7 protein-coding genes are annotated in these 15396 nt (G+C 37.8%); all 7 read right to left on the bottom strand.

The annotated features are described in order from the left end of the window. Positions 1 to 80 precede the first annotated feature (80 nt). The 7 genes from J1N10_RS17395 to J1N10_RS17365 all read right to left on the bottom strand — a co-directional run bounded on the left by J1N10_RS17395 (position 81) and on the right by J1N10_RS17365 (position 15392). Positions 81 to 1640 (bottom strand): discoidin domain-containing protein, encoded by a 1560-nt coding sequence (locus J1N10_RS17395; protein ID WP_262328009.1) that lies wholly within the window; start codon positions 1638 to 1640, stop codon positions 81 to 83. Between the two features lie 326 nt (positions 1641 to 1966). Beyond that, positions 1967 to 5473 carry a discoidin domain-containing protein gene (locus J1N10_RS17390; RefSeq protein ID WP_262328008.1) on the bottom strand — a complete coding sequence of 1169 codons (3507 nt, stop codon included), beginning with the start codon at positions 5471 to 5473 and terminating at the stop codon, positions 1967 to 1969. 11 nt (positions 5474 to 5484) lie between these two features. Continuing rightward, positions 5485 to 7035: a sulfatase family protein gene (locus J1N10_RS17385; RefSeq protein WP_262328007.1), complete on the bottom strand. Its 1551-nt coding sequence runs from the start codon at positions 7033 to 7035 to the stop codon at positions 5485 to 5487. Positions 7036 to 7096: 61 nt separating this feature from the next. After that, positions 7097 to 8677 carry a glycoside hydrolase gene (locus tag J1N10_RS17380; RefSeq protein ID WP_262328006.1) on the bottom strand — a complete coding sequence of 527 codons (1581 nt, stop codon included), beginning with the start codon at positions 8675 to 8677 and terminating at the stop codon, positions 7097 to 7099. A 24-nt stretch (positions 8678 to 8701) separates the two neighbouring features. Continuing rightward, positions 8702 to 11263, bottom strand: a complete 2562-nt coding sequence (locus J1N10_RS17375; RefSeq protein WP_262328005.1) for a glycoside hydrolase — start codon at positions 11261 to 11263, stop codon at positions 8702 to 8704. A gap of 96 nt (positions 11264 to 11359) precedes the next feature. Next, a complete protein-coding gene (locus J1N10_RS17370) occupies positions 11360 to 13660 on the bottom strand; it encodes a T9SS type A sorting domain-containing protein (RefSeq protein WP_262328004.1) in 2301 nt (766 codons plus the stop codon). Positions 13661 to 13691: 31 nt separating this feature from the next. Continuing rightward, positions 13692 to 15392 carry a RagB/SusD family nutrient uptake outer membrane protein gene (locus J1N10_RS17365; RefSeq protein WP_262328003.1) on the bottom strand — a complete coding sequence of 567 codons (1701 nt, stop codon included), beginning with the start codon at positions 15390 to 15392 and terminating at the stop codon, positions 13692 to 13694. Between the last annotated feature and the right edge of the window lie 4 nt (positions 15393 to 15396).

The following is a 15396-nucleotide window of genomic DNA, read 5'->3' as shown; positions in this document are numbered from 1 at the left end:
ATACTCTTTTTACACCGCACTATAAGAATGGTGTACTTTGTTATTTATAATTAGTTAAGCATTAGGCCTGAATCGAGAATTTAAAGTTTACTCACTTGTTTAATCGCTCTTACCTCCTTACCAATTAGCTCAATAACATAGTTACCACGTTTTAACATGGCAATGTTCAGTAATAATTGATTTGTACCTAGCTCAACCTTTTGTTCATTAATCAAACGTCCGTCCATCGAATAAATATGACAGAGATTAAACTCATTGGACTGTTCCCAAGCGAGTTTCAGCTGACCTCTAAATGGATTTGGATATGCTGAAACCTTCACCATTTTTAGCTCATCATGAATACCTACCTGCTCTTCTGCATATTCGCCCATGATATCAATTTCGGCTGCATTTGTGAGGGAGTTATTGTTGACTTCAGATAAAGCCACAAACTTGATGTATCTACCAAAAACAGTATTAGGAAACTCAACGTTTTTTTTATTGCTTTCTGCGTCAAATGTTCCTGAAGCGACGGGCTCTCCCCAAGAGTCTGTGTCTTTTGATATGAAGAGTTCATATTTTGCCACATTTCCATTCGGATTCTGATCCTGGCGAGGCAAATAACTAAACCCGCTACAGTTGGCAGTTTTACCTAAATCAATTTGTATTTCATGCGGGTGAGGTATATGATTCTCTTTCCAGGCTGAATGCCAAAAAGTAATTGGGTTACCATCAATAGCATAGCTTGCCAGATTGTTACCATAGGTATCTTCGGAGTTAGTTGATACTAAGGCCCAACTATCTTTATTTAAAAGGCGTTCATCTGCTGGCGTAACATCTTTCCAAACACGGATATAATCAACTTCTGTTTGTGTTAAAAAACCAACTGGCAAATCCTTAAAATATTGGTCACCTGTTAAGCCGAAACTGGCACCATTTGAGAGCCACAAAAACTCAGGACTTTGTACCACCCATTTAGGATCTGAATACCGAACCTTAAAGACTCCATCGTAATAAATATCCATGAAGTATTCTGTCCAGTGAAAGCCCCATGTATGAAACCCATCGTGTATGCCCGGTGTGTCATATTTTTTGGTACTAGCCTGATGATCATCACCATAGCCATCGATATGAACAACCGACTTGGTATAATCGCCGGTCCAGGCTGTTTCAAAAATATCAATCTCTGCTCCGTCATTGGCCGTACCATCAACATTGCTCATATTAGGTCCTTGAAGCCAGAATGCAGTGTGGGTTCCTTTGGCCGCATCGCCTACTTTAATGCGAGCCTCAAAATAACCATATTGGGTTGTATACTTGGTGTGACTTTGGATGGAACCATTGGTCATTGAAGTGCTATTAGTCTTGTATACTTTTAAGATGAGGTTGCCATTTTCAACTGACACATTTTCTGGCTTCCAACGCCAGTCATAGATACCAATCCCCGGACGTGCAGCTCGCGATTTAGTGCTATTGTCAATATTCCACTTTACTGTGTTGACTACACTTCCATTAAATTCATCACTAAAGTTTAAGTCCCATTGCCCCCCAATCACATCATTGGCAGGCTGGACATTTTCTGGTGTTTCTGCATCAACCATCTGGGAGTAGGCAGTTGATGTGATAAAGAAAAGAACAGTTATGAAGAATAATAATTTCATTATGTATTTTTTTGGATTTCTATTTGTGCGCTAACTAATGAATATCGGTTTTCCCTGGTTATCTTGTAATCATCATGTTTACTATTAACACGAAAGGTAAAAGTATCATACTGCAATCTTTATTTAAATGGACAATAATGTTATTGTTTGGATTATTCTATTTTTACCAATGGAGCATTAGTTAAGAAAGTACGCAATATGAAAAAAGCCTGAATGATTAAGTCCTTCAGGCTATTAATATTTGTAAAATCACATTATCTAAAGTTTCGTGCTTTATTGAAAAATTAGCATACAAGATTAGCCAAACACAACTCGCGGTATTTCTTCTATTTTTTAATTATCTGCTTTGATACAGAACCATTCTCTCCCCAAAGTTGAATAATATAGGCACCTGTTTGAATATTTTGAACTGGAATAGTTATCTGATTAGCATCTCTGGTAATGGTTCCCCTTTTCATTGTTCTTCCGGACATATCCAACAGTCGCCATTCCGAAAACAGATTATGGAGGCTGTAGTTAATGTGCAATACATTCTCAACCGGATTAGGATACACTTTCAAGTCCTCTTCATCAATCAAGTCAAATATTCCCACATCCGAGAAAGCTTTCGTTCCAATTGTAATGGTATCTGAATACACTGAATTACCTACATTATTAAAGGCATAAACTCTAAACCAATAGGTTTCGTCTTTATTTGTGTTCAGAATATTATAGCTTGTTGCATTTTGTGCAGATGTATAGATTGCCTTGAAAGAATCATCAACAAATTGTTCGACTACAAAACCAGTTTCATCATTAGACTTATCTTGCCAAATTAATTCAATTTGTGTGTCAGTAAGTCTTCCGCCTTGTACAAACTGTGGTGCATTTGGTACGGTAGGTTCGTTTTTTTGTGTTAATATCGACAACTCGGCGCAACTCGCAAACTTGGTTCCATTATAACCCGATAAGCCTACTAATTTTATGTATCGCGCCGTTTGGCTAACACCAAAAAACTCCTCTTTTAATGTGGTTGAACCATCATTCCATGAACCACTACTTACTTTTGTCCAAGAGGTGTTATCTGATGAAATATAAAACTCAAAATCTTGAATGGTTCCATCGTTTTTCCCGTCCTGACGAGGCATATAGCTAAATCCAATGAAACTTATCGTTTCATTCATGTCAATAACTATTTCATGAGGATACGGCGGTTGTGCTCCCGACCATTGTGTAAACCAAAATGTTCCGGGGTCGTCATCAAAAGCGAAAGTACCAAGCTGAGGATTTACATAATCCTCACTGTCAACACTTACCAAAGTCCAACCATCTTTTGGAACCTCACCTTCTGGTAATACTTTCACTAAATTATAATTGGAATAAAACGAATCGCTAGTGGAATTAACCGCTTTAACCCGATATTGATATTTACTTCCTTTTGCAGAAAAATCCGAATCGGTATAAGTTGTCTGATTAGCAGGAACTATGGCAATTTGTGTAAAGATGCCATTATCAGTACGCTCAATCACAAAGTTATCTTCATTATCTGAATTATCGTCCCATTGTAAAATTACTTTTCTTTCGCTCGTAAGTTGTGACCTTAGATTGTCAGGATAAATCATTTGTTGATATTCACTGTTGATGCGAAATGTCAAAATTCCGTTTCCAAAAGTGGCAAAACTTACCGCGTTTTCTTTATCTATAAACTCAACATCCGTGAAGTTTACATAAGGTACTGGTGCATCATTCATTTCGTACCACACATCATCATTAACTGAATACACCCAGATTCCGGCGCCACCACAAGCTGCGTATATGTATTTCTCGTCGGATGAAAAGTCAAAATCTCTAATGCGATATACATCCAGTCCGGCTACATGATTTGTAAACGTCTTTCCGCCATCTTTACTGATTAAAAACACGTTTCCAATACCTGCATAGTAAACAGTCTTCTCATCAATATTTGATGCCCTAATGACATGTTGGTTCTTATGATAATTATATGACTGATCATTGGCTTTAGGCAAGGTTCCTGTATAATCAGATTTTGTAAATGTTTGTCCGCCATCTTCCGAATACATAAAAACACCATTTTTTACTGAAACGTACCAACGTTTAGGGTTAACTTTAGAGTAGCCAAAACCAGTGATTTCACTACCTGTTTCTACCCCAAAGTCATAATAATGAGATGTTTTTATAATTTCACTTTGTTCCGGATTATACGTTAATTTTGTTAACTTACTTCCATGTGCCAAATAAACTGCATCTTCATTCTTATTAGGAGAAGGAATCATTGGCGCAGCCCACCATTTTGAATTTGAATAATTTATACTTGCCAAACCTGAAGTACCTGTAGCAAAGTTCGTTTTGTGAAAAATAGAACCATAATACATCCAGGTCCATACTGAAGCATCTTTATTACTCAATGTAACTCGTAAACCATCTGTCGTCTTAACATCTACCGTTGGGGCCTCGTTCTCCGAGTTAAGAAAACCTACTGTACCTCTATCCTGATTAGCTGTAAACGAGCTATAATAATTCTCACCATGCTCTGCATCGTAACACATTTGTGATGGTGCTTTATTGTTTAACGATGTATAATCTGACCAGACTTCAGGATTATCTGAAATATAACAACCGAAATCTTTTCCCAAGAAGAAGAAATAACTACCGTCTTTTCTTTCGTAAAACTTCATATGATGGACGTCCCAACCTAACCGATGCCCAAAATTTGAAAATGATGTACCGTAATTTGTCGAAACATTCGCATCTAAATATCCTCTGAAAATTACATTCGGTTTGGTCGGATGTACATCCCGTACATTAGTATTTCCACTTTCGGAAGCAATCTGTTTTAATGACCATGTAGCACCTTTGTTAGAAGAATAATAGATATGTGTATATTTAGTACCTACATAAAAATGATAATTGCCATTAGCATATGTTCCAAAAATATTATCTAGGCTTACAAATGTATTTGATGAAGTATTAACTAATGAGAAATTATCGTCATTTAAAGCATGTTCATAAATGCTAACTTTTGAGTTTGAATAATCATAAACCGCTAAAAATACCGATTCGGAATTATCAACTCTAAATAGTTTAACGTAATAGCTATTTGGGTTAAAACTGGCAGCTATAGGCTTGTAAGTAACACCATCATCGTCAGAAATATAAACTTGTAGTTTCGTAGAACTCGTTTTAAGTAGTACAAATACTCTATTGCCACTTGCTGTTTTTATTACTGCCCCTTCATTCGATTTTTGAATAGATGCAAGACCTGCTACATCTATCCATGTTCTACCCTCATCGTCAGAATATTGCATCCCATAATCTGAAGAGCGTATCATTCTGAACGAGCCATCGGCTTTATTCAAACCATCAATATAAGATGTATTGAAATTGTGTTTATGATTCATCAACTCCCAATCGGTGTTGGAATCGTTGCCTTCTTCTCGATTAATTTTCCAAATATGACCTGGATCTGAAATTGCATAAAGTATATCGTTGTTTTGGTCATAGATCGAACCAACGGTTCTAAATCCATATGGACTACCCTTATAAGTTAAAAAACGGAATTGCTCCCAAGTGCCTGTAATTTGCCCATTGGCATATGATGACATGTCGGATGTACTTTTTAAGGTATTACCAAGTATTAAAGCTCTTTCCTGACACCTTATATTAACACTTTGCTCCTCAGCAGAAATAAGTACATCGGGTCTTTCTTCGGCATCTTCCTCTAAAAGTACTCTTGAATCAAAACTATTTGATTGTGTTTCTAAAAGTCCGCTTAATAAATACACGGTAATAAAAAGACAAAAGCCAGCTAATAAATATTTGTAGATATTTTTCATGTCAATGTTTATTAATTTTTGTGCCCCTTTAAATCCATCTTCTCCACTTGCTTGAATTGGTAATTTTTATGATCTTGCTTCATATCATTCAACCACATGTCAAACTTCATTTGCAATTCTTCGCCTTTACGGGGCAACAAGTCAATTAGATTATTTTGCTCCTCTATATCTGTGTTAAGATTATAAAGACCCACTTGACCACTATTAACTCCAAGTCGTATTTGTGAGGTAATAGGTCGCCAATGTGGCTTATAATCCTCGGCATAAACTAGTTTCCAACCATCATCAATAATAGCCCACTGCTTACCAAATTGAAAACAAAGGGGGTCTTTAGCTTTATCAGACGGCATATTTATAGCGATTGGTTCAATAAGACTACATCCATCAAATTCATAATCGCCATGCATATTTACCCCAGCTGCCTCAAGGCAAGTAGGCATAATATCCATAGCGGATACACGGTGTTGATACAATTTATTTTTAGGCAATCCTTCTGGCCAGGAGATAATGAAAGGCACCCGTATGCCACCTTCATGCATCGTATATTTTGAACCCGTCAATGGCAAATTGTTCGCCCCTGTTAAAGGCTCACCTCCATTATCGGAAATAAGAAGAATCATGGTATTATCTAGTATTTCAAGCTTCTCTAAAACATTGAGCAATCGACCAATATTATCATCGAGACAATTTAAGTTGGCCAAATAAAGTTTTCTTTTCCCCTCATCAGTTATATCACCTACTTTGGTATACTTATAATAGTAATCGTTATATGTTCCCATAGAGGGATCGTAATTGGGTATTTTGGGGGCATCCCATTTTTTACGGTATTCTTCGGGTACTTGATGGATTAATTCATGTACTGCATTATAAGATAAATCAAGAAAAAAGGGCTTGTCTTTGTTACTTTCAATAAACATTAAAGCCTCATCTGTATAAAGGTTTGTGCTATAAGTATCTTTAAATCCTACTTTAACTTTATTTCGAAATATTCTGCCAAGTGAAGCGCTCTCTCCATATGGATCAGGTGTAGCTTTTTCAATGTCTTCATCTAATAACCAAAAATCGTGAGCATGAGCACTAAAACCAATAAAACTGTCATAACCATGATTGTTAGGAAAATCGCGCGCTTCAGGATTGTGATAATTTTTACCAAAGTCACTTTTTCCTACCTTACCTGTCACATAACCATTTTTGTTTAGTATTTCGGCTATAGTAGGAACATTAACAGGTAAACCTGGTGCCCAACTCATGTTGTGATCCCACCGTTCTTGATACTTGCCTGTATAGATAGCTGCACGAGATGGACTACATACTGGTCCTGACACATAACAATTATCGAATAAGACACCATTTTTGGCAATCCTGTCCATATGAGGTGTCTTGCAATGGGCCGAAACATGTTCATAAGCACTAAGATCGGCATACCCCTGATCATCTGTTACTATCAATATGATATTAGGAGGCTGAGTCGCAGTTGATTTTGGACTCTCTGAGATATTACACTGCGCTGTTAAAATAGCAACTAACATCAGTACAATAAGTTGCTTCATGTTTTTCTTCATATAATCTATTGTCGTTTGAACCTCATCACTTCCCGATATCATTATTGTGAAGCCCCCAACTTCAGTGCTTCAGAATAAGAGTTGATACAGATCTTTCAGAAATCACTATTTCATTATTCTTTACATCAACCTTATCGAGACTGTGTGCATTATCTGTAACATACATTTCAATGGTTTTAGCTTTAAACCCATTAATATCTATGGTTTTTTCTTGTTCTGAATGATTAATTAAAACCATCGTGATACTTCCACTCCCTAAATCCTTATAGGCTGACACCTGTAAATCCATTGCTCGTTGTTCAATGCTTAAATCATTTTCAATTTTAGCATCGATACGAACCATGCCTGGTCGAACAAAGCGCGAGAAATTGCCAAAAGCCCATAACAACTTTGTTTCCTGAATTTGCCCGTCATACATCAAGTCATGATTCAACTGGCTGGTATCACTTTTGACTCCATTACAATTTCCATCATCCAAATGAATTAAGCCATCTTTAAAATTAAACTGTGATAATGCCGTCCACCATTCCCATGAGCAGGCATTGGCTATCGTCAAATCTGAATGAATAACACGAGCCACATATAGGGCGGTTGGCATGTTTAAATCTCTTTCCCAGCCGCCTGTTATCTCAGGGTTCTTCTCCAGGATACAAAACTCAGTTTGTAGATATTTTAATCCCGGATTAATTTCGTTTATCCGTCGTGCCAATCGTTGCCTCGATTCAACTTGCTTCTTTATTGGCCAGGTAGTAAAATAGGAGTGAGACGTGATAGCATATTCCATGTTTTTTAACTCACCAATATACAATGGTGAGGAAGGATTCCAGAAAGCATTGATTTGATCGCCATTATTGTTTTTACCCTTTTTCTCATATAAATAATCAAGCTGCCCGGCTTCTCCTGGTAAAATTTTCGTTGATAAACCTCTTGACGATAATTCATCTGAAAGAAGACGCATATAATTGTATAACTCCTCATTAGTAGCAGGAGTCCCCTCTTGGTTGTTCTTATCCCAGGCCCACTGAGGTTCATTAAAAGGGCTTATATAGTTGAAGTGTACTTGTTCATGCTTCTCGAAATATTCCAGTACATCCACAAGGTACTTGGCATAGTCATCGTAATACTCATTCTTCAGGTTAAAACTCAAATCACCTTTAGTGGCATGCGCCAAACCATTTTTTGTATAAAACACTGGTGGTGAAATAGTATAGGCAGTAAACTCATCGACGCCGCGAGCTTTGGCCGCATTTAAAAACCAGCGTTGTCCTTTATACTTACTCCAGTCATATTGTCCATGCTTATCCAAAAAACACTCTGAACGTCTCCATAAATTCTGAATATCTGACGCATCACCTTGTTCTGCAGAACCGGCTCCCAGATAAAATCGCCAGTTTGAAAGACCAATCCCTCTGGGATTGCCGGTCTTATCTATGTCCATACTAAAAAGTAATTCAGCGATACGATTACGTTTCTCAATAGGCCAGTTTTCTCCAACAAATTGAACCCTCCACGAATCTGAAGCACCAAAGCTCTGCATGATTTGATACTGTGTCGTTTCATCAACAAGGATTTTTACTTCTCCATTTTTTTGTATGCAAGATACACCTGCTATACAAACTATAAATAGTAATAAATTCTTCATCCTAACTCAATTAGTGTGATTTTCTTAATTGCCAAAAACAACTACTTTCCTGGTCAATATTGTCTGTCTGTTAAAGCCTGATACCAAATAAGTTCCACTACTTAGTTGATTAGCACCTATTACAAGTTCCCTCTGCCCTTTTCGAACCATTTTCTTCGCTAATAAGTTACCTGTTATATCATACACTCGTATTTCTTCCGGTTGATGCCCTTCTGACAGCTGAACAACAAGCTCTTTAGTTCCAGAATTTAAAAAGACTTTAAAATCCAATTCTACAGTATTGTCTGACACCGATACATCAGGTGATAAATCGGCTGTATAGGTTACTATAGATTGAGCAGGTACAGTTATATTATTCGTTGCCAAACCAATCTTTTGATTGGCAAGACTACAATGCGCATTACTTAGAAACAGTTGCTCATTTTCCACCTTTTTATCCCCATTTTCAAAACTTATATTAACCTCTTTGGCGTGATCGCTAAAATTAACAGCCACCATCACCAGCTTAGTTTGGTCGGCATTGGTATAGGCTGAATACATGATATCATTCGCTTCATTATAAATGTTTAAATTATCTGAACGCGAATAAGTCAAGCGAGTCATGCCAGGTCGGATAAAATGCGAGAAATGCCCCAATGCATAGAAGAGTTTATTTAGATGATAAGTACCATCTGACATAGCTGAATTGGTAATGGCTTCAATTAAACTAAACCTCGATTCCCCTCCATGTTTTCCTTTTTCAAAGGTGGTCCACCATTGCCATCCTGTAACATTAGCCACATTTAAATCAGTCATAATCACACGTGCCAATGATAAAGCACACTCCATTTCGCTAAGTTTATACCCATCCGGATAACCTTGACGATAACCCGTTCCCAGCATAGAATATTCGGTCTGCCATACCTCTGGTACTGTTGCAAGATTCTGAATTTTACTATTCAACTCACTTCTAGTGTCAATCAAAGTTGCTCCATGGTCTTTCCAATAACTATGAAAAGATACAATATTGGCCAAGGATGATTTATTATTAAGTGACAGAGAGGAGTTGCTGTTCCAGAAATTATACAGCTGATTATCTGCATGTCCTGTTCCACCGAGATGATGTGACACAGACGCTGCCTCTGTAATAAATAGTTTTGTATCGACTCCTCTTGCACTAAATGCATTATCGATGGCCGACACAACATCGTGTATCTCTTGATTAGTCCAGGGAGTCCCTTCTTGTGTTACCGTTCCACTAAACTCTGAGGGCGACCATGAAAATTGTGGCTCATTTAAAGGACTAATGTAGTCAAAGGTGATACCTTCACCTTCGAAATGCTCTGAAACGTCAGCAAGGAAATTGGCAAACGCATCAAAATACTCTCTTTTCAGAATGGTGGACATGGAAGCCCCATATTCACGGAACCCAAGGTTGTACTTGGTAAATTGAACAGGTGGGCTATTCTGCCAACCGATAATATCATTAACCTTGTAATCGATGGCTGCCTTTCGCAAAAACCATTGCTGTCCCTGTTGTTTGTTCCAGTTATATGTTTCGCCATCTGCATTAAGAAATCCTTCAGTTCTTCGGTCTTCATTTGAGATTCTACTGGCATCGCCTTGTTCTGTAGTGCCAGCCCCAATATTAAAGCGCCAGGCTGACAAGCCTATTCCCTTGGGATTGCCTTCTGCATCTTTTTCTGTACTAAACAACAGCTCAGCCAATTTTTCCTTTTTTTCCTGTGGCCAATATTTTCCAATCTTCTCGGTATTCCAACCATCGGATGCTCCAAAGTTGCGTATTGTTTGCTTCTTATCTGTAAGGTCGATGGTTAGTTCAATGGGATTGCCAACTGATTGCCAATTCGTTGCTTCATCAATTGATTCCGGAATCTCTTTTTCCTGAAATAATGCCGACACCTGATTTGATGCCAAAGCTTTATCAAAAATCTTTAATTCATCCAACCGGGCAGATATGTAATAATTATCAGAGCGGTTTGGGTTTCCTCCAAGGTATAATGTTCCATTTTTGATTAACCCTGGAGTACACATCAACTGACCACTATTAACCATGGTTCCGTCAATGAAAACTTTCACTTGCTTTCCTTCAAAAACGATAGCTATATGTTTCCACTGGTCTTGTGGTAGTTGATCTCCATTAACGACCTCATATAAGTTATAGTCCTTGTTATCACTAACCAGCGAGCTCAATTGACCACTCCAGCCATTTTGAGGTGTAAAAAAGAGATTTGTATTGTTTGTAGCATCATGTAATTCGAAGAGTTGATGCCATGAAGTAGCGTTGGAATTCTCCCAATAAAAGAAGAATGAAATGGTACAATTATCTGAATCTAATAATTGCTTATCAAATACCGCATAACTCTTGGATAAAGCAGAGAAACGTAAAACCGAACCTCGCTTTGAGTCCTGATACAGTGTTGTTTGGTTGAAAAGCGAAAGATTTGAGTAGCCGGTCTCATCAACAACTGTATTGTTCGAAAATGAATAATCGACTATTGGACTAACCGCATCTTGTGCGATAGCTATATTTAGTGGTATAAGGAAAAGACCAAAAATCAGGAAGGAGATAAATCGAAACTGCATAGTAATTGCTTTAGGTTGAATAACAAACCCTTGATAAGTAACGTAATAGAAAAAGGAGATCCTTCTTAAAAGAATCTCCTTTATTCAATTGACAGACTATTTAATGATAACTTTCTTGCTTTCTACGATTCCATTTTCACTTTTGGTACGTACGATATACATACCTTTCTGAAGTGGAATACACAAGTTATTGGTTACCGATGTTTCTTTTTTAACTAAAACTCCAGAAATAGAATAAACATCGCACACAACGATATTCGCCGATGAACGAATATTAAGGTTCTGATTAACTTGCCAGAATACAATGTTATTTTCCTTTGAACCAATATTCTCTGATGCACTCTGTCCTCGAAAAGCAACTGATGGCGTAACGTCTACATACTCCGGTACAATGGTTTTCATGTTAACTGCAAACTCATCAAATACCACCCAACGTCCTGCAGGTATAGTATTCCCATCACCAGCCCCTCGTATCCCAAAACGTAGTGTTCGATCTGTAACTTCACATGTAACAGTATTTTTAATCAATTCACTGGATGCTGGCAACAACACGGTTGATTCCACAGCTTCTGATTCACCGAACAACACAAATAAATCATCCATCTGTGCATTAATCATGGCACTGATTTCATACGTACCATTATAAACATCAGTTAAATATTGGTAGGTTGAAGCATTATAATCAGAACCTTTCCACATCGTCACACTTTTAGAACCTCCAACGCCTTTTGTGCTCATATAAGGAACACCTTCTGATGCTTCACTAATCCAACCATTTAAATCATCCTCAAAATCACCATTCTGGATGGTAAAAACCCCTTTCCACTTAATCTCAAATTGGTCGAATACAACCCAGTTTCCGGCAGGTATTTCGTTATCAGTTCCTGTACCTATAATACCAAACTGCATGGTACCATTAGTTACTTCCAACTCAATAACACGTTTCGTAATGCCACCTTCATTAACCAACGGTAACTGACTACTATTAACCCCATCTTCAGCAAATATGGCTATGGTATTGGTTCCGTTAGTATGAGCATAGCAACTCACTATGTAAGTACCATTGGGTATATTGCTGATGGATTGATAAATCTTCATTTGGTAGGCTGAGCCATTCCATGTAGTAATGCTACGACTACCGTCTACCCCTTTGTTTTCAGGATAAGCGGCTCCTGGTGTCGGCGATTCTACATTCCAGTCGCTTAAATCATTTTCAAAATCAGCATTCGTAAGGACAAGTGCCGGATTTCCTGCTTCTAAAGCCTTTTTAAAGGCTTTTACGGCATCATCAACTTCAACTTTCAGTGCATTTAACTCTGATATCGAAATGGCTGAATTACTAAAGGCAGTAATAACATTTTCAATAACAAGACGAAGCTCAGCTTTTGCTTCTTCAAAATCTGTTGTCGATTCAATTAAAGTTTCGGCTTCTACCAAGGCTTCAACCAAAGCTTTAGCATTTGCTATCTTATTTTTTACGCTTTCTATTTCCGAATAGTTTAAATTATCGGCGTTTAAAAACAGTTCTGCCTCTTCAACAATGGCATTAAAGGCATCTTTAACAGCCTGCTTTGCTGCTGAATTAGCAATGAATAAACGTGCATCTGCAATGATAGAGTTTAGCCCCAACGCTTCACTGAACTTTTTTATGGCCTCGTCCAGGTAGGGTTGTAAAGCTAACATCTCACTTTCGTTACCAAACACTCTTGTTGCTCTGGCTTTTTCAAGCACTTTAAAAAGTTCTAGTCGCACAGATTCTGACACATCAGGATTATTATCATATAATTGCTGACCACGCACAATCGTCTCCAAAAAGAGCTTTAATGGGTCAAACTCTTCGAATCTGAAGACTTTATTCACCATGTTATCCGCAGTAATGTCTGCACTTTTAACATCTCTAAAAGCCACATAGCCTTCTGGTTTTAAATTTAAAGCATCGGCTCCTGGCGTGTAGGGTTGATTGTACAAACCAGCAGGTTTTTCAATGGTTTCTAAAGCATACCAACCGTCACTCACTTCTACAAAGCGATACTGCATTTCCAACTCTGTCTTAGGATCTCTGTTACTGCCCATATAGGCATGCCAGCTCCACGACATTAAAAATGAATTTTCTGCTAACTCTTCATCATGGTTGATAACACTAAAATAACCTGGATACATTTCGGTTGCCTGAAAAGACCAAAGTTGAGGCATAGAACCGTCAAAGACATCAGCCACCTGAATTTTTGTTTTCCAATCGCCATGAGCACTATTATTAAACAAGACCTTCTCATTCGTTTCGCCATCATATACTTTGATGAGGTACTTTGTTGTTCCATCCGCTTTAATTGGCACATTACCTTGTGCAAACGTAGAAAGCGAGATAAAAGCTGCTATAATAAAACTTAGATATTTCATAATTTCATTGTTTAGTATTCGTTATAAATAACTACCAACCTGCATTTTGAACCAATCCATTATTTACTTCCCTTTGTGGAATTGGATATAAATTCATGTGGGTTTCAAAATACCTATCTTCTAACATCTGCTTCTGGTAATTGTATGAACCATCAACACTTTTTGTCACTTCCATTTTATAAACCGGCTGACTAAGCACCTGTGGAGCAATTCCCCAACGACGTAAGTCCCAGGCACGCATATTTTCGAATGCCATTTCAATAAAACGCTCTTCTCTCAATCGTTCTCTGAACTCGCTTTGTGATAAACTATTCAATGGAATCTCAGGCAAACCTCCATGACGAACAACAGTTTGGTTTAGAAGCGTTATTGCAGTCAAATAAGATTCTCCTAAAGTAGATGGACCATATAGCTCATTGGCTGCTTCTGCCCAAATAAGCACGATATCGGCAAATCGGAATATTGGCCATTCTCTGTTTGACACCTGACCTTGTCTAAGGTCCAATGTTGGATCCAAATACTTTCTTAGATAATAGCCTGTCTTGGTACCATAGTCTCTATCCATCCCATCACGGCCACCTCGGAATATTTCAACAGTGCGCGAAGAGGTATTTCTTTCGTCCCAATGACTGCCATTAACTATAACAGTATGTAATAGTCTTTCATCTCTGCCCGCATAAGGATTATTTGGGTCATAACCAGAACCTGCTTCATCAATCTTCATCCCGTTAGCCATTCGGTAGGCGTCTACCAAATTCTGAGTAGGACAACTACTTCCTACGGTATTAACTCCTTCGCAGCCAACAGGGAAGTTAGCCTTCTCAATATAGTTAATTTCCTTTTGACGATACCCTAAGATAATTTCAGGACTTGTGCCGTCAAATTGATCATAAGGTCCGAATGTAAATACTTTATCAAAAGCGATCTCTTGTGCTAAGTCCAATACTTCTTTCCAATAAGCCATTTGCTCTGCAGAGCCTTCAGTTATGGACATATTATAAACTGTACTGGCTAATAATAAATTAGTTTTGCAGGCTATGGCTTTAACAGCTGTTCCATTTGGTCGTCCCTGATCAGCTCCTTCATCTAGCAAAGGCAATAACTCATTATCAATTAAATAATCACATTCACTTAAGATATACTCGGCACAGTCTGTGAACGATGAGCGACTGGCGTCAAAAGCAGGTTTATCTAGCTCTTCCATTAATTGAATAGATTCATCTCCGATAAGAACAACGCCTCCATAATACTTGATTAATTCGTAGTAGAAAAGAGCTCTTAAGAAACGCGCTTCAGCTTTATAATACTCCAGTCGTTGAAGAAAAATATCTCGTTGTGACGGAGTATAGGTTTCATAGTTTATATCCTTAGCTTTCTCAAGGAATAAATTGACCTTATAAATACCTCTGTAATATTTGTTCCAGGCTTGGTTGGTATTCGTTACCGAATTCCAATTGCCGGTATTCATGTTTTGAACAAGTGCCGTGGCGTTTGAATTTTCTGCCTCATCGGTGGCATTGGCATAAAATATACCGTTGCCAAACTCTTCAGGTTTAAAACCATTAGGCATTGTACTAATTAAATCCACCACATATCGGTCAATGTACGACGGATTGTTCCACATTAAATTATCATCGACCGCTGTTTCCATTTCCATATCCAAATCCTGGCATGCAGAAAAAAGGACTACAAGGAAAATGAAGAATGTTGATATTTTATATTTATAATTCATATCT

Origin of the sequence: Carboxylicivirga litoralis, from assembly GCF_025499605.1 — a bacterium.
Classification (GTDB): Bacteria; Bacteroidota; Bacteroidia; order Bacteroidales; family Marinilabiliaceae; genus Carboxylicivirga; species Carboxylicivirga litoralis.
Note: the sequence above shows the minus strand (reverse complement) of the source record. Positions and strands in the feature narration are given on the sequence as shown.

Excerpts from the sequence above, each read along its gene's own strand:
- J1N10_RS17380 (WP_262328006.1), bottom strand. The coding sequence starts at position 8,677 with ATGAAGAATTTATTACTATTTATAGTTTGTATAGCAGGTGTATCTTGC.
- J1N10_RS17370 (WP_262328004.1), bottom strand. The coding sequence starts at position 13,660 with ATGAAATATCTAAGTTTTATTATAGCAGCTTTTATCTCGCTTTCTACG.
- J1N10_RS17395 (WP_262328009.1), bottom strand. The coding sequence starts at position 1,640 with ATGAAATTATTATTCTTCATAACTGTTCTTTTCTTTATCACATCAACT.
- J1N10_RS17385 (WP_262328007.1), bottom strand. The coding sequence starts at position 7,035 with ATGAAGAAAAACATGAAGCAACTTATTGTACTGATGTTAGTTGCTATT.
- J1N10_RS17390 (WP_262328008.1), bottom strand. The coding sequence starts at position 5,473 with ATGAAAAATATCTACAAATATTTATTAGCTGGCTTTTGTCTTTTTATT.
- J1N10_RS17365 (WP_262328003.1), bottom strand. The coding sequence starts at position 15,392 with ATGAATTATAAATATAAAATATCAACATTCTTCATTTTCCTTGTAGTC.
- J1N10_RS17375 (WP_262328005.1), bottom strand. The coding sequence starts at position 11,263 with ATGCAGTTTCGATTTATCTCCTTCCTGATTTTTGGTCTTTTCCTTATA.